The sequence below is a fragment of the Niveispirillum sp. CC-CTL257 genome (assembly GCF_059489915.1).
Genome location: NZ_JCAJXE010000001.1, coordinates 2,521,766 through 2,542,645 on the forward strand (window position 1 = coordinate 2,521,766; position 20,880 = coordinate 2,542,645).

The 20,880-nt window shown below is 64.3% G+C and carries 24 protein-coding genes; 12 read left to right on the forward strand and 12 right to left on the reverse strand.

Features of this window, described 5'->3' with window-relative positions; all coding sequences use genetic code 11:
* Nucleotides 1-244: 244 nt before the first annotated feature.
* From ABC729_RS11795 to ABC729_RS11805, 3 genes are all read left to right on the forward strand, one after another.
* Nucleotides 245-865: a response regulator gene (locus tag ABC729_RS11795; protein ID WP_495607765.1), complete on the forward strand. Its 621-nt coding sequence runs from the start codon at nucleotides 245-247 to the stop codon at nucleotides 863-865.
* Nucleotides 855-1,367: a hypothetical protein gene (locus tag ABC729_RS11800; RefSeq protein ID WP_495607766.1), complete on the forward strand. Its 513-nt coding sequence runs from the start codon at nucleotides 855-857 to the stop codon at nucleotides 1,365-1,367. The genes ABC729_RS11795 and ABC729_RS11800 overlap by 11 nt, the downstream gene beginning before the upstream one ends.
* A gap of 212 nt (nucleotides 1,368-1,579) precedes the next feature.
* The gene (locus ABC729_RS11805) at nucleotides 1,580-1,903 is read left to right on the forward strand and encodes a hypothetical protein (RefSeq protein ID WP_495607767.1); all 324 of its coding nucleotides are present in this window, start codon (nucleotides 1,580-1,582) and stop codon (nucleotides 1,901-1,903) included.
* 94 nt (nucleotides 1,904-1,997) lie between these two features.
* Here the strand turns inward: ABC729_RS11805 and ABC729_RS11810 are convergent, their stop codons facing one another.
* Nucleotides 1,998-2,795 (reverse strand): polyphosphate kinase 2 family protein, encoded by a 798-nt coding sequence (locus ABC729_RS11810; protein WP_495607768.1) that lies wholly within the window; start codon nucleotides 2,793-2,795, stop codon nucleotides 1,998-2,000.
* A 205-nt stretch (nucleotides 2,796-3,000) separates the two neighbouring features.
* On the opposite strand from ABC729_RS11810, the gene ABC729_RS11815 reads away from it, so the two are divergent.
* Nucleotides 3,001-5,184 (forward strand): M3 family metallopeptidase, encoded by a 2,184-nt coding sequence (locus ABC729_RS11815; protein WP_495607769.1) that lies wholly within the window; start codon nucleotides 3,001-3,003, stop codon nucleotides 5,182-5,184.
* 72 nt (nucleotides 5,185-5,256) lie between these two features.
* On the opposite strand, the gene ABC729_RS11820 is transcribed toward ABC729_RS11815, so the two are convergent.
* Nucleotides 5,257-6,096, reverse strand: coding sequence for an isopenicillin N synthase family dioxygenase (locus ABC729_RS11820; protein ID WP_495607770.1), 840 nt, complete (start codon nucleotides 6,094-6,096; stop codon nucleotides 5,257-5,259).
* A 154-nt stretch (nucleotides 6,097-6,250) separates the two neighbouring features.
* Here ABC729_RS11820 and ABC729_RS11825 point away from each other — a divergent pair, with 154 nt between their 5' ends.
* The 3 genes from ABC729_RS11825 to ABC729_RS11835 all read left to right on the forward strand — a co-directional run bounded on the left by ABC729_RS11825 (nucleotide 6,251) and on the right by ABC729_RS11835 (nucleotide 9,102).
* Nucleotides 6,251-7,321 carry a patatin-like phospholipase family protein gene (locus tag ABC729_RS11825; RefSeq protein WP_495607771.1) on the forward strand — a complete coding sequence of 357 codons (1,071 nt, stop codon included), beginning with the start codon at nucleotides 6,251-6,253 and terminating at the stop codon, nucleotides 7,319-7,321.
* A 96-nt stretch (nucleotides 7,322-7,417) separates the two neighbouring features.
* Entirely contained in the window at nucleotides 7,418-8,656 is a 1,239-nt protein-coding gene (argJ, locus tag ABC729_RS11830) for a bifunctional glutamate N-acetyltransferase/amino-acid acetyltransferase ArgJ (RefSeq protein ID WP_495607772.1), read from the forward strand.
* A gap of 59 nt (nucleotides 8,657-8,715) precedes the next feature.
* On the forward strand, nucleotides 8,716-9,102 hold the full coding sequence (locus ABC729_RS11835; RefSeq protein ID WP_495608673.1) for a (deoxy)nucleoside triphosphate pyrophosphohydrolase: 387 nt from the start codon (nucleotides 8,716-8,718) through the stop codon (nucleotides 9,100-9,102).
* Between the two features lie 128 nt (nucleotides 9,103-9,230).
* Here the strand turns inward: ABC729_RS11835 and leuC are convergent, their stop codons facing one another.
* Nucleotides 9,231-10,634 (reverse strand): 3-isopropylmalate dehydratase large subunit, encoded by a 1,404-nt coding sequence (gene leuC / locus ABC729_RS11840; protein ID WP_495607773.1) that lies wholly within the window; start codon nucleotides 10,632-10,634, stop codon nucleotides 9,231-9,233.
* A 269-nt stretch (nucleotides 10,635-10,903) separates the two neighbouring features.
* Between leuC and ABC729_RS11845 the strand changes: the two genes are divergently transcribed.
* Nucleotides 10,904-11,161 (forward strand): toxin-antitoxin system TumE family protein, encoded by a 258-nt coding sequence (locus ABC729_RS11845; RefSeq protein ID WP_495607774.1) that lies wholly within the window; start codon nucleotides 10,904-10,906, stop codon nucleotides 11,159-11,161.
* Complete coding sequence (locus ABC729_RS11850; protein ID WP_495607775.1) at nucleotides 11,158-11,523, forward strand: HVO_A0114 family putative DNA-binding protein; 366 nt, start codon at nucleotides 11,158-11,160, stop codon at nucleotides 11,521-11,523. Before ABC729_RS11845 ends, ABC729_RS11850 begins: the two co-directional genes overlap by 4 nt.
* A 3-nt stretch (nucleotides 11,524-11,526) precedes the next feature.
* Here the strand turns inward: ABC729_RS11850 and ABC729_RS11855 are convergent, their stop codons facing one another.
* From ABC729_RS11855 to coaBC, 9 genes are all read right to left on the reverse strand, one after another.
* Nucleotides 11,527-11,871 carry an RNA-binding S4 domain-containing protein gene (locus ABC729_RS11855; RefSeq protein WP_495607776.1) on the reverse strand — a complete coding sequence of 115 codons (345 nt, stop codon included), beginning with the start codon at nucleotides 11,869-11,871 and terminating at the stop codon, nucleotides 11,527-11,529.
* Between the two features lie 7 nt (nucleotides 11,872-11,878).
* Entirely contained in the window at nucleotides 11,879-12,889 is a 1,011-nt protein-coding gene (locus ABC729_RS11860; RefSeq protein ID WP_495607777.1) for an alpha/beta hydrolase, read from the reverse strand.
* 57 nt (nucleotides 12,890-12,946) lie between these two features.
* Complete coding sequence (locus ABC729_RS11865) at nucleotides 12,947-13,522, reverse strand: NUDIX hydrolase (RefSeq protein WP_495607778.1); 576 nt, start codon at nucleotides 13,520-13,522, stop codon at nucleotides 12,947-12,949.
* 47 nt (nucleotides 13,523-13,569) lie between these two features.
* A complete protein-coding gene (locus tag ABC729_RS11870) occupies nucleotides 13,570-13,716 on the reverse strand; it encodes an entericidin A/B family lipoprotein (RefSeq protein WP_102112185.1) in 147 nt (48 codons plus the stop codon).
* A gap of 73 nt (nucleotides 13,717-13,789) precedes the next feature.
* Nucleotides 13,790-14,338: a nucleotidyltransferase family protein gene (locus ABC729_RS11875; RefSeq protein ID WP_495607779.1), complete on the reverse strand. Its 549-nt coding sequence runs from the start codon at nucleotides 14,336-14,338 to the stop codon at nucleotides 13,790-13,792.
* A 72-nt stretch (nucleotides 14,339-14,410) separates the two neighbouring features.
* A complete protein-coding gene (gene cysK / locus ABC729_RS11880; protein ID WP_495607780.1) occupies nucleotides 14,411-15,373 on the reverse strand; it encodes a cysteine synthase A in 963 nt (320 codons plus the stop codon).
* Nucleotides 15,374-15,567: 194 nt separating this feature from the next.
* Complete coding sequence (locus tag ABC729_RS11885; RefSeq protein WP_054166884.1) at nucleotides 15,568-16,023, reverse strand: RrF2 family transcriptional regulator; 456 nt, start codon at nucleotides 16,021-16,023, stop codon at nucleotides 15,568-15,570.
* 11 nt (nucleotides 16,024-16,034) lie between these two features.
* Complete coding sequence (dut, locus tag ABC729_RS11890; RefSeq protein ID WP_495607781.1) at nucleotides 16,035-16,490, reverse strand: dUTP diphosphatase; 456 nt, start codon at nucleotides 16,488-16,490, stop codon at nucleotides 16,035-16,037.
* A 2-nt stretch (nucleotides 16,491-16,492) separates the two neighbouring features.
* Nucleotides 16,493-17,743, reverse strand: a complete 1,251-nt coding sequence (gene coaBC, locus ABC729_RS11895) for a bifunctional phosphopantothenoylcysteine decarboxylase/phosphopantothenate--cysteine ligase CoaBC (protein ID WP_495607782.1) — start codon at nucleotides 17,741-17,743, stop codon at nucleotides 16,493-16,495.
* Nucleotides 17,744-18,223: 480 nt separating this feature from the next.
* Between coaBC and petA the strand changes: the two genes are divergently transcribed.
* Genes petA through ABC729_RS11910 form a run of 3 tightly spaced genes read left to right on the forward strand, consistent with a single transcriptional unit; the run spans nucleotide 18,224 to nucleotide 20,877 of the window.
* The gene (petA, locus tag ABC729_RS11900; RefSeq protein ID WP_495607783.1) at nucleotides 18,224-18,769 is read left to right on the forward strand and encodes a ubiquinol-cytochrome c reductase iron-sulfur subunit; all 546 of its coding nucleotides are present in this window, start codon (nucleotides 18,224-18,226) and stop codon (nucleotides 18,767-18,769) included.
* A gap of 27 nt (nucleotides 18,770-18,796) precedes the next feature.
* The gene (locus ABC729_RS11905) at nucleotides 18,797-20,077 is read left to right on the forward strand and encodes a cytochrome b (protein ID WP_495607784.1); all 1,281 of its coding nucleotides are present in this window, start codon (nucleotides 18,797-18,799) and stop codon (nucleotides 20,075-20,077) included.
* A 14-nt stretch (nucleotides 20,078-20,091) separates the two neighbouring features.
* Nucleotides 20,092-20,877, forward strand: coding sequence for a cytochrome c1 (locus tag ABC729_RS11910; protein WP_495607785.1), 786 nt, complete (start codon nucleotides 20,092-20,094; stop codon nucleotides 20,875-20,877).
* The last annotated feature ends 3 nt before the right edge of the window (nucleotides 20,878-20,880 follow it).

The window sequence follows — 20,880 nt, forward strand, 5'->3', positions numbered from 1 at the left end:
GGAAATGACGGGGATATGTCGAGACACCCCGGCGAACGGCATCACCTTTCACCGATACGAAGCGTTATCCCAGCCGACAGCCCAAGTCAAAGCAAAACAGCATTCCCTCCTTTCGAGGCGTCATTCCGCCGAAGGTCGTAGGCTGAGGGCACCTATTCCGTTGGTCGGCGTAACAGAGGGCTATGCGCAATCGCGCGTTGCTGTAATATTGACCTGTTAATGTGAACTCCCTGGGCAGAAAAACATGCGCCTGCTGATCGCCGACGACCATGACCTTCTGCGCGACGCCTTGCGCTCGCATTTCGAGCGTGAGGCACCCGGTACTTTCGTCCAAGGCGTGGGCACCGTCAGCGAGGCCCTGAAGGTCCTGGATGATGGCGCGCCGTTCGACATGCTGCTGCTGGACCTGCGTATGCCGGGCATGAACGGCTTGAACGGGCTTGTCCGCCTGCGCGAACGCTATCCGTCGCTGAAGATCGCCCTGATGTCGGGCGAGGCCAAGAACGAGGATATCCGGCTGGCCATGGCCCATGGGGCCGTAGGCTTTCTGCCCAAGACGCTGCCAGGGTCGATCCTGTTGCAAGCCGTGCAGCGCATGGCGGCGGGTGAAACCTTCATGCCCGACAATCTGGCCGAAAGCGCCATGGCGTCGGATGGCAATGCGCTGAACAGCACCTTCACCCGGCGCGAACGTGAGGTGTTGGACTTCCTGCTGAAGGGCCAGTCCAACAAGGAGATTGCCCGCGCGCTGGAACTGGAAGAGGTGACGGTGAAGCTGCATATCCGGGGCCTGTGTCGGAAGCTGGGCGCCAAGAACCGTACCCAGGCCGCCATGCGCGCCGTGGAGTTGGGTCTTGCCCGCTGATCCGGCGGACGGGACGGGCGGCGTGGATGGCAACGGCCTTCCACGTGGCCTTCGCCATGATCTGGTCAATGCCCTGAACGCGCTGCTGGGCTTTGCCTCTTTTCTGGAGGCGGACCTGCCCGACGGTCCGCAGCGCGATTTCGCCCGACAGATTCAGAAGGCGGGCCGTCAGGCCATGGATTTGGCCGAACGCATCCCTTCCTCCCGCCCCGCCGCCGCCGTCCGGGTGCTGATGGTATCCGCCCTGGAAGATGCCGATGCCTTGATCCTGGAACTGGACGGGTACGGGTGCGAGGTGACGCTGGTCCCCACGCAGGCCCGCGCGGTACAGGTGCTGCGCAAGGCGGGGGATGCCTGGGACGTCATTCTGGCCGACCAGCCCGGTGCGGCGGACCATGCCGGTCTGGCCGCCGCCGCGGAGGGGATGACCATCATCCCCCGTCCCGTCGGCAGCACCGCCGCCACCCTGGCCATCGCACTGCGTTCCGCCGGAAAGCGCTGAATTTCCCCAACAATGCCGACCGGGCAAGCAATCCAACTGAACGGTAATGAGTTCACGCGGCTCTCCGCACGAATATCGACGTTGGGACTATATCCTTTTGATGTGAAATAGGCCCTGTCCTGTCGGAATTTTTCATGCGACTCTTGCCCGGATGTGCAGCCATCACGGCTGCCTGTCGCCGTTCCCACAGCGACCCTTTGGCGGGTGTCCGCATGTCTTTCAAGTCTTGTTTCCTGACCCTTTCCGCGCTGTTGCTGGCCGGTCCTGCCCTTGCGGGTCCCTGCGCCCTGCCCCGCATCGATGGGGGCATCCAAAGCGGACATGCCGACCGGATCGACAGCGACCGGACCGCCCTGCTGAGCTATGAGGCCTGTCTGGCGGAGCAGGAGGAATTGGAGATGGCCTTCAACAACCCCGCCGCCGGTCGCACGGCCTTGCAGCGCGAAGCCGCCGCCAATCTGCGTCGCACGCTCGACGCCTGGCAGCGTACCCGCCGCGCCGCCGACACCCCGCCGCTGGAGAAGAAGGGGTCGTAAAAGGTTTTTCAGATAAGGGCATTGAAGCATCGCCCCTCGTCATCCTGGCTTCCGCCGGGATGACGAGGGGAGTGGCACAAGAGGTACAGCCCCCTTACCCCAACAGCTTTTCCATCGCCTTCTTGACCGCCGGGTCCAGCGGCGGCGGCGTCACGTCCACGCCCGCCGCCAGGGCATCGACCACATGCCGCAGTACCTCTACGCGGGCATGCCATTTAGCATCGGCGGGTACGGCGACCCAGGGGGCCTGATCGGTGCTGGTACGGGCAAACATATCGTCGACGGCCTGCTCATAATCGCCGCGCCGGTCGCGGTTGCGCAGGTCTTCCGCCGTCAGTTTCCAGCGCTTATAGGGGTTGTTCAGCCGCTCCTTGAACCGTTGCAGCTGTTCGTCCGGTGACAGGTGCAGGAACAGCTTCACGATGCGCACACCATCATCGGTCAAAAGCCGTTCGAACTCGTTGATCTCATCATAGGCGCGGTGCCATTCGTTGGGCTTGGCGAAACCTTCGACCCGTTCCACCAGCACGCGGCCATACCAGGACCGGTCAAAGATGGCGAAGGTGCCGGGTTCGGGCAGGCGTTGCCAGAAACGCCACAGGTAATGCCGACCCTGTTCAGCCGGCGTGGGCGCCGCGATGGGCCAGACATGGGCACCACGTGGGTCCAGATTCTCCGTCAGGCGGCGGATGGCCCCGCCCTTGCCAGCGGCGTCCCAGCCCTCAAACACGATCACGGCCCGGCGCTTGCCATGCCAGTAGGCCTGCTGCACATGCAGGATCTTCTCCTGCAATTTTTCCAACTCCTTCTGGTACGCCCCCTTGTCGGCATAGCGGTGGGCCTTCATGTCAAGGTCGGCCAGACGGGGAACGGGTTTATGGGCGGCAGTCATGGCGGGTCCGGTGATGGTGGCGGAGAAGCAGTGTAAACGCGCCTCCAATACCGCAGCCAGCCCTTGGTATGACATGATCCGCGACAATTTCGGCGAAGATGATGGTTCATTGTAACGGAAATGTTTCGCCTCTTGTCAGGTGCGGCGCGATGCATGACCCATGGCGGTTCGGACAATCCCTCAATAAGAAATAAGGGGACAGGCAGTGAAAGCGGTGTTGAAGAACGGGGCTTCTGCCCTGATCCTGGCCATGGTGGGCGCGTGCATGCCGATGGCTGTACAGGCGGCGGAAGCGCCCATGCAGGTGGCGCAGGCGGAGACCAAGGTGACCAGCGACAATCCCTTCTTCCATCCCTGGAACACGCGGTTCGGCGTTCCGCCCTATGACGCCATCAAGCCGGAACATTTCAAGCCGGCCTATGAAAAGGCGATGGCCGACCATCTGGCGGAGATCAAGGCGATCACCGACAACAAGGACGCCCCGACCTTCGCCAACACCATCGACGCCCTGGAAAAGAGCGGCGAGATGCTGGGCAATGTCTCCCGCGTGTTCAGCAGCCTGACCGCGTCCAACACCAATGATCAGCTGCAGAAGATCCAGCGCGAAATGGCGCCGGTCATGGCAGCGCATGGCAATGCCATCAACCTGAACGCCGACCTGTTCGCGCGCATCGACGCGCTTTATGCCAAGCGCGAGAGCCTGAAACTGTCCAAGGAGCAGGCCCGCGTCCTGGAGCGCTATTACACGAATTTCGTGCGCGCCGGCGCCAAGCTTCAGGGCAAGGACCGTGACCGGATGGCCGCTGTCCTGCAGCGTCTGGCCGTACTGTCCACGCAGTTCAGCCAGAATGTCCTGGCCGATGAGAAGGAATACAAGCTGGTCCTGACCAACGAGGACGAACTGGCTGGCCTGCCGGAATTCGTGCGCGCCGCCGCCGCCCAGGCCGCCAAGGAGCGGGGGGATGAGGGCAAGTATGTCATCACCCTGTCGCGTTCCTCCATCGAACCGTTCCTGACCTTCTCCGCCAACCGCGCCTTGCGCGAAAAGGCCTGGAAGGCCTGGACCGCGCGCGGTGACAATGGCGACGCCCAGGACAATAACGCCGCCATCAAGGAAATCGTGCAGCTGCGGATCGAGCGCGCGAACCTGCTGGGCTACAAGACCTTTGCCGAATACAAGCTGGCCGACACGATGGCCAAGACGCCGCAGGCCGTCAGCGATCTGCTGCTCCAGGTCTGGGAACCGGCCAAGGTCCGCGCCGCAGAGGAAAAGGACGATCTGGCCAAGATGGCGGCCAGCGAGGGCCAGAATATCCAGATCGAACCCTGGGACTGGTTCTATTATGCCGAGAAGGTGCGCAAGGCGAAGTACGACCTGAACGAGGAGGAGATCAAGCCGTACTTCCAGCTTGATAAGATGATGGAAGCGGTGTTCTTCACGGCTAATCAGCTTTTCGGCGTAACCTTCCATGAGCTGAAGGACGTGCCCCGCTATCACCCCGACGTGAAGGTGTATGAGGTCAAGGACAAGAAGGGTAACCACGTCGCCGTCTTCTACAGCGACAATTTCGCCCGTCCTTCCAAGCGGTCCGGCGCCTGGATGTCGTCCCTGCGCGAACAGGAGAAGCTGTCGGGCAAGGTGACGCCCATCGTCATGAACAACAACAATTTCGCGAAGGGGGCCGAGGGCCAGCCGACGCTGCTGTCGTTCGACGATGCCAGCACCCTGTTCCATGAATTCGGCCATGGCCTGCATGGCATGCTGTCGGATGTGACCTATCCGCAGCTGTCGGGCACCTCGGTGCTGCGCGACTTTGTGGAGTTCCCCAGTCAGATTCTGGAACATTGGATCGAGCAGCCGGAGATTCTGCAGCGCTTCGCCGTGCATTACAAGACGGGTGAGCCGATCCCCAAGGCGCTGCTGGACAAGATCCTGGCCGCCCAGACCTTCAACCAGGGATTTGCCACTGTTTCCTTCACCTCGTCGGCCCTGGTCGATATGGCCTATCACAGCCTGACCGACGCCAAGGACCTGGACCCGGACAAGTTTGAGCGCGATGAGCTGGCCAAGCTGGGCATGCCGAAAGAAATCGTCATGCGCCACCGAAGCCCGCACTTCACGCACGTCTTCTCCGGCGACGGCTACTCCGCTGGCTATTACAGCTATATGTGGGCGGAAGTGCTGGATGCCGACGGGTTCGACGCCTTCAAGGAAGCCGGCAACATCTTCGATCCGAAGCTGGCCCAGAAGCTGTATCAGGAAGTGTACAGCGCCGGCGGCTCCAAGGACCCGATGGAGGCCTATGTCGCCTTCCGGGGTCGCGCGCCCAAGGTTGACGCCCTGCTGCGCAACCGTGGCCTGCTGGGTGCCGGTTCCCGCGTGAACTGAGGTCCGTGATGTGAAAGCCCCCGCCGGATCACACCGGCGGGGGCTTTTTCATGCGCTCTCGGCAGATTGGGCTTACTTCTTCAGGCCGATCTCGCGCAGGCGCTGATCCAAATACTGACCGGCCGTCAGCTCGTCCGATAAGGGAGCGTCGGGACGGGGGTGCAGGAACAGCGGCATGGAATAGCGGGAGACATTATGTTCGGGCGGCGGGTTCACCACGCGGTGGGTCGTCGCCGGGAAATAGCCGCCCGACGCCAGCTTCAGCATGTCGCCGGCATTGACGGCGATCATCCCGGCATCACACGGCACGTCGTGCCAGTTGCCGGCGGTGTCCTGCGCCTGCAATCCCGGCTCGCTGCCCGTCACCAGCAGGGTGATCAGGTTGATATCCTCGTGTGCGGCGGCGCGCACGGCCCCCGGCTCATACCCCTCCCCGATGGGCGGATAATGCAGCACGCGGAACAGGGTGCTGGTGGACCCGTCCATCATGGCGGGCAGCGGCTGCTTGAAGCTGTTGCGCAAATCTTCGGGCACAGTGTCCTGGATCCAGTTCAGCAGGGTCAGGCCCATGGCCGACAGATCGGCATACATCCGGTCGGTGGCCTCCTTCACCTGCGGCGGCAGGCGGCGACCCGGATAGACATGGTAGAATTCCTTCAGGTCCTTGACGGCGCTGTCCTTGGCGTTTTCCGACTTGAACGGGAAATAGCCATCCTGGATTTCCGGGTCGAACTTGTATTCGTGCTTGCCGTCCCAGGCGAAGAAGCCGGACCAGACCTTGTACAGGTCCTGGATCAGGGCGGTATCGATGCTGTGATTGCGCAAGACGGCGAAGCCGGTCTCCCGCAGCGAGGTGACGAACTGCTGTGCCGCGTCGGGGGCCTGGTAATCCACGGTGGCGATGTTGAACATGGGTCTTGCGCCTTAGGGCTGATGTTTTCGTGTATGGCTTGGTTCCTATCATCACGTTGCAGGGCGCGCCGTCAATAGGCGGGGCCTTGCCCGAATGTCGCGCACTGAATATGTTGCGGCGCGATAGACCCTTAACCATGCGGCGGCTCCACCGATGCGTCCCACGCCCCTGCGTTTCCTGGCCGGTCCGGAGGCCATGGCCCGCATCCGCCGGGACGGGCTACATGAAGACCTGTTCGATGTGGTGGCCGGGGCCAGCGGCGGGGCGAAATGGCTGGCCCTGACAAGGCTGGACCAGGCCCTGTTCGGCAGCTGGTTCCAGAAGCGCGAACGCCCCCTGCACATGGTGGGCAGTTCCATCGGCACCTGGCGCTTTGCCTGTCTGGCACAGCCCGACCCGGTGGCGGCCTGCAAGCGGTTTGAGGCCTGTTACCTGGATTATGCCGTCGATGGACCGGTCAGTGCGACCGAACTGACGGCCCATTGCCGCGATTTCCTGGATGTCATTTTCGGGGCCGACGGAATCGGTCATGTCCTGTCGCATCCCTTCATGCGGCAATCGATCCTGGCCGTGCGGGGCCGGGGACCGATACGGCCCGGGGCGGGCAAGGTGGGGTTGGGCCTGGGCTTAGGTGCCGCCGGTCTTGCCAATCTGGTCAGCCGCCGCACCCTGCCGGCCTTTTTCGAACGCACCGTCCTGCATGATGGCCGCGACGTGCCGCCCTTCGATCTGACGACGGAATTCCCGACCCAGGCCGTGGCCCTGACACCGGATAATCTGGTGCCGGCATTGCTGGCCTCTTCCGCCGTGCCCTTCGTGTTCGACGGGGTGGCGGATATGGCAGGCGCGCGGCCCGGCCTTTATCTGGATGGCGGGATCATGGATTACCATCTGGATATGGGCTTCACGCCGCCGGGCCTTGTCCTCTACCCCCACTTTTCCCACCGCATCGTACCGGGCTGGTTCGACAAGACACTGCCCTGGCGGCGACCGCGTGCCGCCAACCTGTCGCGCATGCTGGTCCTGTGCCCGTCGGTGGAATTCGCCCGCGCCCTGCCGTTTGGCAAAATCCCCGACCGTGGCGATTTCCGGCGCATGGACACGGCCACGCGGAAGAAATACTGGCGCACGGCGGTGGCGGAAACAGACCGGCTGGCCGATTGCTGGCGCGAGGCGGTGGAGAAGGACCGGGTGCCGGACCTGCTGGAACCGCTTCTGCCCTGACCGGCCTGAGCAGTGTCATCGAACCGGCACTTGACCGCCGGCCCCTGCATCGGCTTCATGCGCGAACCTTACCCCCTCCAGCCGGAGCCCGCACCCATGGCCGTCTCGCCGCTCGCCCCCGCTTCCTTCCCGTCGCTGCCGCCCATCGCCGGCGTGCGTCTGGCCGGGCACCGCGCCGGCATCCGGTATAAGACGCCGCGCAATGACGTGATGGTGGCGGTGCTGGATGAAGGCTCCAGCGTGGCCGCCGTGCTGACGCGGTCGCTGACGGCATCGGCCCCCATCCATCGCTGCCGCGCTCATCTGGCCGGCGGTTCCGTGCGCGCCCTGGTCGTCAATGCCGGCAATTCCAACGCCTTCACCGGCAAGGCGGGTGAGGCGTTTGTGGACGCCACCATTGATGCCACCGTCGCCCTGCTGGGCTGCAAACCGACGGAAGTGTTCCCCGCCTCCACCGGCGTTATCGGGCAGCCGATGCCCGCCGACCTGATCGCGAAGTCGCTGCCCGAGGCCTTTACCAAGCTGGTACCCGCGGAGGGTGAGGCGTGGGAGGTGGCGGCGCGCGCCATCATGACCACCGACACCTTCCCCAAGGGTGCATCGGCCACCGTCACCATTGACGGCATGACGGTGACGGTCGCCGGCTTTGCCAAGGGCAGCGGCATGATCGCGCCCGACATGGCGACGATGCTGGCCTATGTCTTCACCGACGCCAATATCGCGCCCGCCCCGTTGCAGGCCGTCCTGTCATCGGCCACCGACCGCAGCTTCAATTCCATCACGGTCGATGGCGATACCTCGACCTCCGACACGCTGGTCCTGTGTGCCACGCGCAAGGCCGGGCATGCCGCGATTGAGGCGACCGACGATCCGCGTCTGGCCGCCTTTGCCAAGGCCGTGGATGAAGTCTGCCTGGATCTGGCCCAGCAGATCGTGCGCGATGGCGAGGGGGCGACCAAGTTCGTGGAAATCCGCGTGACGGGGGCCGACAGCGATGCCGCCGCCAAGCGCATCGCCCTGACGGTCGCCAATTCGCCCCTGGTGAAGACCGCCGTGGCCGGTGAGGACGCCAACTGGGGCCGCATCGTGGCCGCCGTGGGACGGTCGGGCGAACGTGCTGACCGTGACCTTCTGGTCATCTCCGTCGGCGGCGTGCAGATCTGCGCCAACGGGATGGAGGTCCCAGGCTATGACGAGGCACCGGTGGCCGCCCATATGAAGGGCCAGGAAATCCTGATGGAGGTGGATATCGGCCTGGGGTCGGGCAGCGCCACGGTGTGGACCTGCGATCTGACCCACGGCTATATCGACATTAATGGCAGCTACCGGTCGTGAGCGGCGGCGACACCCCCTGCTGGCAGGAACCGGCCCGCACAGGGCCGGTCCGCACCGTCCTGGTGGCCGCCGTGGCCCTGGTCGATGCCGATGGCCGCGTGCTGCTGGCCCAGCGCCCGCCGGGCAAGTCCATGGCGGGCCTGTGGGAATTTCCCGGCGGCAAGGTCGATGAAGGCGAGACGCCGGAGGCGGCCCTGGTGCGGGAGCTGAAGGAGGAATTAGGGATCGACACGGCGGAAAGCTGCCTCGCCCCCATCGCCTTTGCCAGCCATACCTATGAGACGTTCCACCTGCTGATGCCGCTCTATGTGGCGCGGGTGTGGAAGGGAACGCCAACCCCGATGGAGGGGCAGCAACTGGCCTGGGTCAAGCCGGTGCGCATGGCCGAATACCCGATGCCACCGGCGGATATCCCTTTGATCCCGATTTTGCGGGATTTGCTGTAACCGTAGGTCAGGTCGCGCCAAAGGCGCGCCCTGACAGGCAAGGATTGAAAGCCTTCTCTGTCAGGGCGAGGCTCACGCCTCGACCTGACCTACGAGTGCCTCTGCGGGGGCGATACAAAAGGGCAGCCTCAACCCAGGGTACGCACGTCGGTCAGGTGGCCCTTGATGGCGGCGGCGGCGGCCATGGCGGGGCTGACCAGATGGGTGCGGCCACCGGGGCCCTGGCGGCTTTCGAAATTGCGGTTGGACGTGCTGGCGCAACGCTCACCGGGCTTCAGCTTGTCATCATTCATGGCCAAGCACATGGAGCAGCCGGGTTCCCGCCAGTCAAAGCCGGCCTCGGTGAAGATCGTGTGCAGACCTTCTTCCTCGGCCTGCTTCTTCACCAGACCCGAACCGGGGACGACCATGGCATAGACGCCATCGGCCACCTTGCGGCCCTTGGCCACGTCGGCGGCGGCGCGCAGGTCTTCGATCCGGCTGTTGGTGCAGGAACCGATGAACACCTTCTGCACCGGCACCTCAGACAGGGGCGTGCCCGGCGTCAGGCCCATATAGGCCAGCGAGCGCTCCACCGCCTTGGCCTTGTGCGGATCCTTGAAATCGGCCGGGCTGGGCACGTTGGCGGTGATGGGGGCCACGTCCTCCGGGCTGGTGCCCCAGGTGACCAGCGGCACGATATCGGCGGCGTTCAGTTCCACGACCTTGTCGTAAACCGCCCCTTCGTCCGTGGGCAGGGTCTTCCAATATTCGACGGCCCGGTCGAAATCAGCACCCTGCGGCGCGCGGGGACGGCCGCGCAGATACTCAAACGTCTTCTCATCCGGGGCGATCAGGCCGGCGCGGGCACCCGCCTCGATAGCCATGTTACAGACCGTCATGCGGCCTTCGACCGACAGGTCGCGGAAGGCCTTGCCGGCATATTCAATGACATAGCCGGTGCCGCCGGCGGTGCCGATGGCCCCGATCACGGCCAGCGTCAAATCCTTGGCGGTGACACCCGGCGGCAGGTCGCCATCGACCTTCACCAGCATGTTTTTCGACTTCTTGATCAGCAGGGTCTGCGTGGCCAGCACATGTTCCACGTCCGACGTGCCGATACCAAAGGCCAGCGCACCGAAGGCACCATGGGTGGCCGTATGGCTGTCACCGCAGACGATGGTCATGCCCGGCTGGGTCACGCCCTGCTCCGGTCCGACCACATGCACAATGCCCTGGCGGATATCGGCCATATCGAAATATTCGATGCCGAATTCCTTGGCGTTCACGCCCAACTGTGCGACCTGGATGCGGCCTTCCTCATTCTTGATGCCCTGAAGCCGGTCCTTGCTGGTGGGCACATTATGATCGGCCACGGCCAGCGTCTTCTTGGGCTGGCGGACCGGACGCCCGGCGATACGCAGACCTTCAAAGGCCTGCGGGCTCGTCACCTCATGCACCAGATGCAGATCAATATACAGCACGGCGGTGCCGTCCTCCTGACGGTGGACGGTGTGGCTGTCGAAGATCTTGTCATAGAGGGTGCGGGCCATGTCACTCACCTGGGGGTCAAGGATCGAACCGCAAAGACGGGGGTTGCTTTACGGTCACATTGTTACGTGGTGGCGGAGCATAGCGGCAGGACCCGACCACGGCAAGCGGGTGCCGCCCCTTGGCCGGGTGCCCGGATGCAACGCAGCGTTCAAGGGGGCGCATGATTGGTAGGATTTGTACCAGTCTGACAGACACAGAGCGCTTGCCGCTGTCAAAGGGTGATGGCATGATACGCCATCATGAAAGCCACCCTGCTGATCCGTGACGCGTGGTCTATCCTGATGGCAGTCTGGTCGAGATGGTGGTGTGGCAGGTACCGGCCCCGGTTCCACCGTCGCGGCATCCCTACAAATACAGCCTTGTCTATGTCGTCAGCGGGGCGCGTGTTCTTGGGTATGACAATGAGCGGGGCAAGGGCGACCATCGGCATCTCGGAACCACCGAAGAGCCAGTAAACTTCACCACATTGGCGGCCCTGCTGGACCGGTTTGTGGATGAGGTTGAGACGATCAGGAGGCAGGGATGAAGAAGCGGCTTTTCGTCGGTGGCGAGCTTCGTGACGCCGCTGCCCGCATCAAGGACTTGGTGCAGCAGGCCGATGCTGGCCTGGAGGTGCAGCCGCAGGACAATGTCACCTTCCTGTCCTGGTCGGCCCTGGCCGCCACCATGACGGACAAACGCCACGAATTGCTGCGTCACCTGCACCGGCAACCCGCCGCCAGCATCCGCGCCCTGGCCCGCGATCTGGGGCGGGACTTCAAGCGCGTCCATGCCGATGTCACGGCGCTGGAGGCCGTGGGGCTGGTCGAGCGCGACGAACAGGGACGGCTGCGCGCCGATTACGGGCGGATCGAGGCCACAATTCTGCTGGACGGACGGGCCGCCTGACCGTTACCCCCGCGGCAGCCGCGCCTCTGGCGTCGGCGGGTCCAGGTCTTCGTAGAGCGCCTGTGCCTCCGGGGCCGGTCCCCGCCGTGCGGCCAAGGCCTTGATCTTGATGACCCGGACATAGGCACCCAGCGGGAAGGTCAGGATATCGCCCACCTTCACCACCTGACTGGCCTTGGCGACCAGTGCGCCGCCGATGCGCAGGCTGCCCGATGTGGCCAGCTTGGCCGCCTGGCTGCGGGTTTTCAGGAAGCGCGCATACCACAGCCATTTATCCAGTCGCAGACGGCCCTTGGCCATTTCTGCGGCATCGGCGGGATCAAGGGCGGTGATGTCCTGTTCGGCCATAAGCACCTCAGCCGTTCAGGGCGCGGACCAGAAAGGGCAGGCTTTCATCCATCCGGTAATCGACCGAGGAATGATCGTCGGGGAATTCCTCATACCGGTGTTTGATGCCCAGCGCCTCCAATCGGCGGTGCAGGCGGCGGGCACCATGGACCAGATTATACTGGTCGCGGTCGCCGCAATCGATGAACAGGCCCTTCAGCCCGCGCAGAGCATCACCATGCCTTTCCACCATGCGCGCCGGGTCCCAATCCAGCCAGTTGGCCCAGCGCTCCTCGATCACCTCACAGGTGTCCGGCGTAACGGGCAGGCGGATGCCCAGATACTGGCTGGGGTCGGGGTCATAGGTGGCGGCCATGCACAGGATCATCAGGATATGGGTGTCCTTGCCATCCACCTTGCGCGCTGTCTCAAACGCATTCATGAACCGCTCAATGGAGCCGCCATGGCGGGCAAGAGAGCGCAGCACGCCCGGCATGTCGGGCAGGTAGCATAGCTCAAACCCCATATCGCCCGAATGGCAGGCCGCCGCCGCCCAGATATCAGGCCGCAGATAGGCATGGGCCAGCGCGCCATAGCCGCCGCTGCTTTTCCCGAAGATGGCCCGCCGGCCCGTGCCGCCACAGGCAAAGCGTCCCTCGACAAAGGGCACGACCTCATCACACAGGAAATCCATCCAGCGGCCCAGGGCGCCGGAATTGATATATTGGTTGCCGCCCAGGCGCGTGAAACAGTCCGGGAAGGCCACCACCGCCGGGGCCATGGCCCCGCTATCGATCAGCCGGTCCAGCCGTTCGGGCAGGTTCTCCCCGAAATTCTTCCAGTTGGTATGGGCAGGCCCACCCGCCGTATAGCCGACAATATCGACCAGCAGCGGCAGGTCGTGCCCATCATGACCCGCCGGCACATAGACATGCACCTCCCGCACCGGGCTGTCGCCCATCAGGTTGCCGCGCAGGACCTGACTGTCCAGTGTCAGGCGGTGGATTGTGCCCTGGGCGGCGGTCTGGGAGCGGCGCATGTTTTCTGTCCGGCTGTTGGTCGCTTCTGCTGCGACTGTGCCCGGACGAAACGCGGCTTACAAGCCCTCGACGGGCGGGGGTGGGTTGGTGCCGGGGGCGAAACCCGTCTGTCCCGCCCTGTCCCGCCATTCATGCAGGGCCCAGACGACGCTGGGAAAGGCCAGTTCGTCCCAGGGAATATCCTTCCAGGAGAACATCCCCACCTCCAGGCTCTCCGGCCCCGCCGCGATGGCCGGATCGGACAGACGGGCGCGGTAGATCATCTGTACCTGCGACAGGCGGGGGATATTGTAGACCGCCAGCAGCGCATTGATGCCGATGGTTGCCCCCGCCTCCTCCATCGCCTCCCGTGCCGCCCCCTGCTCCGTCGTCTCGTTCAACTCCATATAGCCGGCGGGCAGGGTCCAGAAGCCCTTGCGCGGGTGGATGGCACGGCGACAGAGCAGGAACCGGTCCTCGTCATCGGTCACCACGGCACCGACCACGATTTTCGGATTCTCATAGGCGATGTAGGAACAGTCGGGACAGACCAGCCGTTCGCGGTCCTCCCCCGGCGGCACCATGCGCACGCGCGGGCCGCTGTTGGGCGGCGGCGGGGACAGGCGGGCGGGGTCGGCGGGGGGCGTGCTCATGATGGTCACCATGACGCCAACGCCCCGCCGGGGCAAGCGCGCCCAACTTAATTCTTGGCGTCCTGCGCGGTATTCTCAATGGCCTTGCCGCCCGACTTCACATCCTTGCCGACACCTTCGACCGTGTTGCAGGCCGACAGGGCAAAGGCGGAAAGCAGCAGCGGGATCGCCAGGGTCAGGGTACGTTTCTTCATGATGTCCTCTCGCATCGAAACCGGCATTCGGCCGGCGGTGCGGGGGTAACAACCACAGGCGGCGTTTGTTCCATCAGCTGCGTTCGACCAGCCAGGGCCAGCGGGCGCGATAGCTGTCGACCTTGATCCGGTACTGTGCCGGATTGTCGGTGCGGGGATTGGGGGACAGGATGCCGGCGGCCAACTCGTCCAACCCATAGGGTGCCACCACCGCCCCCGCCGCCGACAGACCGACACAGGTGCAGCGGACCAGGAAGCCGGCGATGCCATCCTGGCTGCTTTCCAGCGGGACGATCACCTTACCGAATCGCTGCGGATACCAGAGATGGACGCGCGCCTGATTGCGCAGCTCCACCTCCACGCCCAGATCGGCAAAGAGATCAGCGGCCCGGCGGATAACCGCATCCTCAGCTTCCCAGCTTGTGTCCGGGTCGTAGTAAAACAGGTCGTAATCCTTGACGCCCCAGCCGGGGGCGCGGCCATCGCGGGCATTCCACACGGCCTGATAAAGACACCCCGCCACCAGATAGGCCTGATCCAGGCCCAGGGCCGGCAACCGGTCAAGGATGGCGGCGTTGATGGGGTTGGATAGCGCCAGGGCACGGAAGGTGTCAGGGGTCATGAAGGCGATGGTCCGGAAACGACTTCGCCCCGACCGATTGGCCGGGGCGACAGCGATCCTAACAGGAAATGCTTACTCCAGCCCCTCGAACAGGGCTGTGGACAGGTAGCGTTCGGCGAAGCTGGGCAGGACGACGACGATCAGCTTGCCCTTATTCTCCGCCCGTGCGCCCACCTCGAACGCGGCGGCGAGTGCCGCACCCGAGGAGATGCCGACGGCGATGCCTTCGGTCTTGGCGGCCTCACGCGACAGTTCGAAGGCGCGGACGTTGGAGATGCGAAGCACCTCGTCGATCAGGTCCTTGTCCAGGATGTCGGGCACGAAGCCGGCGCCGATGCCCTGGATCTTGTGCGGGCCGGGCAGGCCGCCGGACAGGACGGGGCTGTCTTCCGGTTCCACCGCCACAACCTTGAAGCCGGGCTTGCGCTGCTTCAACACCTGGGCCACGCCCGTCAGGGTGCCGCCGGTGCCCACACCGGAAATCAGGATGTCGGCCTTGCCCGCCGTGTCATTCCAAATCTCCTCCGCCGTGGTGGCGCGGTGGATGGCCGGGTTGGCCGGGTTCTTGAACTGCTGCAGGACATAGGCACCGGGCGTGCTGGCCAGCAGCTCCTCGGCCTTGGCGATGGCGCCCTTCATGCCCTGCGGGGCGGGGGTGAGGACCAGTTCGGCGCCCAGCAGCTTTAGCATCTTGCGCCGTTCGATCGACATGCTTTCCGGCATGGTCAGGATCAGGCGGTAACCCTTGGCAGCGGCGACGAAGGCCAGGGCGATGCCAGTATTGCCCGAGGTCGGTTCGATCAGGACGGTGCGGTCGGGGGAGATTTTGCCCTCGGCCTCCGCCGCCTCGATCAGGGCCTTGCCGATACGGTCCTTCACACTGGACAGCGGGTTGAAGAATTCCAGCTTGGCAACGACATCGGCCACGACGCCATGCTTGGCCGCCAGCCGGTTCAGCCGCACCAGCGGCGTGGCGCCGATCGTGTCCAGGATGCTGTCATAGATTTTGCCACGGAATTCAGGGCTGGCGGACATTTCACATCTCCATTGTGGTATTTATCGAAAATACCGGGTCAATGTTGTGTATATAGGGAGGCGGTGACGCTGTCAAAGAGGCGATACCAACGCGCAATATGTTATTGCGCGTTGGTTGGCGCGTTGAGCGCCCGCGACCCCATGGTCGCGCAAGCCAAGGCGGCGGATGCCGCCGCCCGGCACCTGAGAGACGACTAAATACTGAAATCGAGCTTTGATGCCGCCTCGCTGGCCACGCCGGCCTGATGGGCGCGCACACAGAGGTCTTCGATGCTGGTCTGTTCCAGCCGCGCCATCACCTCGTCCTGCAGCTCCGCCCAAAGGGGGCGGACGACCTGCCGGCCCAGTTCAGCCCCCACCTCTTCCTCAATGGGATCGGTGGCCTGTTCCAGGGCGCGGACGACGCGCACAATCTCCGCCACGGTGATGCGGCGACGTTCCTTGGCCAGGCGGTAACCGCCCTTGGGGCCGCGCACACCGGCCAGGACGCCGGCCCGAACCAGGGCCTGAAGCACCTGTTCAAGGTAGCGTTTGGGGATGCCCTGGCGCTGCGTGATCTCCGCCGACTGCACCGGGGCGGAACCTGCATTATAGGCGATGTCCAACACCGTCTCGATGGCGAACATCAGTTTCTTGGATATGCGCAGCATCCCCGTTCCCCTCAGCCCTTGGTGCCGGTTGATCCGAAACCGCCCGACCCGCGCGCGGTTTCGTCCAGATTGTCCACTTCCGTCCACGCCGCCCGCTCGTGCCGCGCGATCACCATCTGCGCAATGCGGGTGCCGCGTTCCAAGGTAAAGGGCTGGTCACCATGATTGATGACGATCACCCCGATCTCGCCGCGATAGTCGGCATCGATGGTGCCGGGGCTGTTGACCAGGCTGATACCGTTCTTCAGGGCCAGACCGGAACGCGGGCGGATCTGCGCCTCAAAACCGGCGGGCAGGGCGATGGCGATCCCGGTCGGGATCAACCGGCGCTGCCCCGGCTCCAGGGTCACCGACTCCGCCACAGCGGCCAGCAGATCCATGCCGGCGGACAGAGCCGTGGCATAGACAGGCAGGGCCAGATCGGCACCATGCGGCAGGCGGCGGATGGAAATGCTGATATCCGACATTCTTATTTCTTTCCGGTTTCGAAATGATTGCTGATGGCGGTGGCCAGACGGCCTGCCACCTCGGTCTTGGCCAGGTTTTCCCAGGCTTCCTCTGTCCCGTCGGCGCGGATCACATGCACCGAGTTACGGTCCCCGCCAAAGGTGCCGGTGGCGGGCGACACATCATTAGCGACGATCCAGTCACACCCCTTGCGCAGCCGCTTGGCGCGGGCATAGGCCACGACATCATTCGTTTCGGCAGCGAAACCAACCACCAGTTCCGGGCGATCAGGCCCGGCCACCGACAGGGTTGCCAGGATGTCGGGGTTTTCGGTCAGGAACAGGGAGGGCGGCCCGCCGCCTTCCGTCTTTTTCAGTTTCTGGCCCGCCGCGCCATCCACCCGCCAATCGGCCACCGCAGCAGCAGCGACAAAGATGTCAGCCGGAAGGGCGGCACGGCAGGCGGCCAACATCTCCGCCGCCGTCTCCACCGCCACCACCTTCACCCCCGCCGGGTCGGGCAGGCGCACAGGCCCGCTGACCAGTGTGACGCGGGCACCCAGAGCGGCCAGCGCAGCCGCGACGGCATGGCCCTGCTTGCCGCTGGACCGGTTGGCGATATAGCGGACGGGATCGATGGGCTCATGCGTCGGGCCGCTGGTCACCAGGGCGTGACGCCCGGCCAGCGGCTTTGGCGCTGCCTGTGCGGCGAACCAGCCGGCCAGATGGTCGGCAAGGGCCAGCGGTTCCACCATGCGGCCCGGCCCATATTCGCCGCAGGCCATGGCCCCGTCATCCGGGCCGATGATGCCCACGCCACGCGACGCCAACAGGGCAAGGTTGGCCTGGGTCGCCGGATGTTCATACATCCGCACATTCATGGCCGGGGCCACCAGCACCGGTTTATCGGTGGCCAGCAGCACGGTGGTGGCCAGATCATCGGCCAGACCATGGGCCATCCGGGCCAGAATATTGGCCGTGGCCGGGGCCACCAGCACCACATCCGCCGACCGTGACAACTGAATATGGCCCATGGCCGATTCGTCGGTCAGCGACCAGAGGTCCTGATAGACCGTATCTTCCGACACCGCCTGCAACGTCAGCGGCGTCACGAACTTCGCCCCGCCATCAGTCAGAACAACGCGCACCGACGCCCCGCGTTCACGCAGGCGGCGCACCAGATCGGGTGTCTTGAAGGCGGCAATCCCCCCCGCCACGATCAGCAGGACGCGGCGGCCGGCGAGCGATTGCACAAGCGGTTGCGCGGTGGACAAGGGCAATATCCCTTCGGCACCTGCCCGGCCACGGGGCCGGACGGATTGTTTACCGGTAAATGGGCACAATCGACGGGCAGAATGAACGCCGGTTGCGCTGTGAAATCAGGGATATTCCCAAACCGGGACGGATGCAAGCGCGCCGCCATGCGCAGGCGCGGGGGGATCGATGCCCCAGACGCCGGACAGCGCGACAGATTGTCCAGAAGCGCGCGCTTCCCAACCGTTGGCGGGCCATGTATATCGAACATCCGCGACCGGAGATGCCTCTGGCCGCTCCGTTCGTGCTGGCCTTTCCCGCTCCATCGCACTGCACGCGTCGCACCGCATCCCCCGATGCGCACCGTGACGCAGTAAGTGGGGGTGGAAAGACCGGCGGACAAGCCCAATTCAGCCCGGATTCCCGGGTCCATATCGTTGTTTCAGTAAAAGGCGTCGGCCCGACGGGGGCCGCGTCCATTCGCCGAGGAGATGAGAGGTATGGCGGACACCATGCATGCGGGCGACGGCCAGACCCGCCGCGACTTCATCTATCTGGCTGGCGCCGCCATGGGCGGTGTTGGTGCCGCTGCTGCTTTGTGGCCCTTCATCCACAGCCTGAACCCGGCCGCTGACACGCTGGCGCTGGCGACCATCGAGGTCGATCTGGCCCCGATTCAGCCCGGTCAGGCCATCAAGGCCATGTGGCGCGGCAAGCCGGTTTTCATCCGTAACCGCACCCAGGAAGAGATCGATGCCGCCCGCGCCGTCCCCACGGCCGAGCTGATCGATCCGCAGCCGGACCAGGCCCGTGTCAAGGAAGGCAAGGATAACTGGCTGGTGCTGGTCGGCGTCTGCACCCATCTGGGCTGCATTCCGCTGGGCACCTCCTCGGGCGAAACGAAGGGTGAATTTGGCGGGTGGTTCTGCCCCTGCCACGGGTCGCACTACGACACGTCGGGCCGCATCCGCAAGGGCCCCGCGCCCTTGAACCTGCACGTTCCGGAATATGCGTTCCTGACCGACACCCGCGTCAAGATCGGCTAAAAGACAGATCCAGTCAGGGAGTGCCAGATGGCTCACGCCCCACAGTCCAATTTCGAGAACCCGGTGGTGAACTGGATCGACCAGCGCCTGCCGATCTTCACGATGATGAACAAGGAGTACGGGTCCTTCCCGACTCCGCGTAACTTCAACTATTTCTGGAACTTCGGCGCTATCGCCATGGTCGTGCTGGTGACGATGATCGTCTCCGGCATCGTGCTGGCAATGCACTACACGAACAACACGGCTCTGGCCTTCGACAGCGTCGAGCGCATCATGCGCGACGTGAACTGGGGCTGGATGATCCGTTACATCCACGCCAATGGCGCGTCGATGTTCTTCATCGCCGTCTATATCCACATCTTCCGCGGCATCTATTACGGTTCCTACAAGGCACCGCGTGAACTGCTGTGGATCTTCGGCGTCATCATCCTGCTGCTGATGATGGGCACCGCCTTCATGGGCTATGTGCTGCCCTGGGGCCAGATGTCCTTCTGGGGTGCCACGGTGATCACGAACCTGTTCTCGGCCATCCCGGTGGTGGGTGAGAGCATCGTGACCCTGTTGTGGGGTGGCTTCTCGGTCGATAACCCGACCCTGAACCGCTTCTTCGCGCTGCACTACCTGCTGCCGTTCGTGCTGCTGGGCGTGGTCGTCCTGCACGTCGCGGCCCTGCACATCACCGGGTCCAACAACCCGCTGGGTGTGGAGCCGAAGGGTCCGCAGGATACGCTGCCGTTCCACCCCTACTACACCACGAAGGATTTCTTCGGCGTCACGGTCTTCCTGATCATCTTCGCTGGCTTCGTGTTCTTTGCCCCGAACTTCCTGGGTCATCCGGACAATTACATCCCGGCCGACCCGCTGGTGACGCCGGCGCATATCGTGCCTGAATGGTACTTCCTGCCCTTCTACGCGATCCTGCGTTCCATCACTTTCGCCATCAGCCTGCCCTTCACCGATGTGGTGCTGATCCCCGCGAAGCTGGGTGGCGTTCTGGCCATGTTCGGTTCCATCGCGATCCTGTTCGTCCTGCCCTGGCTGGACAGCTCGCCGGTCCGTTCGGCCCGTTTCCGCCCGATCTTCCGCTGGTGGGTGCTGCTCTGCCTGGTGCCGGCCTTCTTCATGCTGGGTTATGCCGGCGGCAAGCCCGCCGAACAGCCTTACGTGCTGATCGGTCAGCTGGGCACGGTGATGTATTTCGCCTTCTTCCTGGCCCTGCCGATCATCGGCCGGATCGAGAAGCCGCTGCCGCTGCCGGCCAGCATCGCCAACCCGGTTCTCGGCGGCAACGCCGCCACCGCCAAGTGATGGGAGAAGGCCTGATGCGTCGTCTTCGTACCCTTATCGCCGCAGGTGCCATGACCATTGCTGGCCTGACCAGCACGGCCCTGGCCGCCGGCGACGCGCCCCTGCCCCCGGCCCAGACCTGGGCCCATGGCGGCGTGAACAGCTTCCTGTCCTTCTTCAAGGGCTATGATTACGCTTCCGTGCAGCGCGGCTTCCAGATCTACAAGGAAGTCTGTTCTGCCTGCCATTCGCTGCATCTGGTGTCGTACCGCAATCTGCACGACATCGGCTTCAACGAGGCGGAAGTGAAGGCCATTGCGGCTTCGGTGGAAATCACCGACGGCCCCAATGACCAGGGCGAAATGTTCACCCGGCCGGGCCTGCCGTCCGACCGGTTCAAGAACCCGTTCCCGAACAAGCAGGCCGCGGCCGCCGCCAATGGTGGCAAGGCTCCGCCGGACCTGTCGCTGATCGTGAAGGCCCGCGCCCATCACGAAGATTACATCTACGCGCTGCTGACCGGTTACACCGACGCTCCCGCGGGCGTCGAACTGTCGCCGGGCAGCAACTACAACAAGTACTTCCCCGGCCACGCCATCGCCATGGCGCAGCCGCTTTACGCTGACGGCGTGACCTACACCGACGGCACCAAGGCGACGATTGAGCAGCAGGCTCATGACGTGACGACCTTCCTGGCCTGGGCCGCTGAGCCCAAGCTGGAAGAGCGCCGCCGCGTCGGCCTGATGGTCATGCTGTTCCTGGTGTTCTTCGCCGGCATCATGTACGCCGCGAAGCGCCGCCTGTGGTCGGAAGTCCACTGAGCG

Coding starts and splice junctions, on each gene's coding strand:
- ABC729_RS11855 (WP_495607776.1), bottom strand. CDS start 11,871: ATGGCCGAACAGGACATCACCGCCCTTGATCCCGCCGATGCCGCAGAA.
- ABC729_RS11885 (WP_054166884.1), bottom strand. CDS start 16,023: ATGCTGCGCATATCCAAGAAACTGATGTTCGCCATCGAGACGGTGTTG.
- ABC729_RS11795 (WP_495607765.1), top strand. CDS start 245: ATGCGCCTGCTGATCGCCGACGACCATGACCTTCTGCGCGACGCCTTG.
- ABC729_RS11875 (WP_495607779.1), bottom strand. CDS start 14,338: ATGACCCCTGACACCTTCCGTGCCCTGGCGCTATCCAACCCCATCAAC.
- argJ (WP_495607772.1), top strand. CDS start 7,418: ATGGCCGTCTCGCCGCTCGCCCCCGCTTCCTTCCCGTCGCTGCCGCCC.
- leuC (WP_495607773.1), bottom strand. CDS start 10,634: ATGGCCCGCACCCTCTATGACAAGATCTTCGACAGCCACACCGTCCAC.
- ABC729_RS11825 (WP_495607771.1), top strand. CDS start 6,251: ATGCGTCCCACGCCCCTGCGTTTCCTGGCCGGTCCGGAGGCCATGGCC.
- cysK (WP_495607780.1), bottom strand. CDS start 15,373: ATGTCCGCCAGCCCTGAATTCCGTGGCAAAATCTATGACAGCATCCTG.
- ABC729_RS11850 (WP_495607775.1), top strand. CDS start 11,158: ATGAAGAAGCGGCTTTTCGTCGGTGGCGAGCTTCGTGACGCCGCTGCC.
- petA (WP_495607783.1), top strand. CDS start 18,224: ATGGCGGACACCATGCATGCGGGCGACGGCCAGACCCGCCGCGACTTC.
- ABC729_RS11910 (WP_495607785.1), top strand. CDS start 20,092: ATGCGTCGTCTTCGTACCCTTATCGCCGCAGGTGCCATGACCATTGCT.
- ABC729_RS11860 (WP_495607777.1), bottom strand. CDS start 12,889: ATGCGCCGCTCCCAGACCGCCGCCCAGGGCACAATCCACCGCCTGACA.
- ABC729_RS11870 (WP_102112185.1), bottom strand. CDS start 13,716: ATGAAGAAACGTACCCTGACCCTGGCGATCCCGCTGCTGCTTTCCGCC.
- ABC729_RS11810 (WP_495607768.1), bottom strand. CDS start 2,795: ATGACTGCCGCCCATAAACCCGTTCCCCGTCTGGCCGACCTTGACATG.
- ABC729_RS11805 (WP_495607767.1), top strand. CDS start 1,580: ATGTCTTTCAAGTCTTGTTTCCTGACCCTTTCCGCGCTGTTGCTGGCC.
- ABC729_RS11865 (WP_495607778.1), bottom strand. CDS start 13,522: ATGAGCACGCCCCCCGCCGACCCCGCCCGCCTGTCCCCGCCGCCGCCC.
- dut (WP_495607781.1), bottom strand. CDS start 16,490: ATGTCGGATATCAGCATTTCCATCCGCCGCCTGCCGCATGGTGCCGAT.
- ABC729_RS11905 (WP_495607784.1), top strand. CDS start 18,797: ATGGCTCACGCCCCACAGTCCAATTTCGAGAACCCGGTGGTGAACTGG.
- ABC729_RS11820 (WP_495607770.1), bottom strand. CDS start 6,096: ATGTTCAACATCGCCACCGTGGATTACCAGGCCCCCGACGCGGCACAG.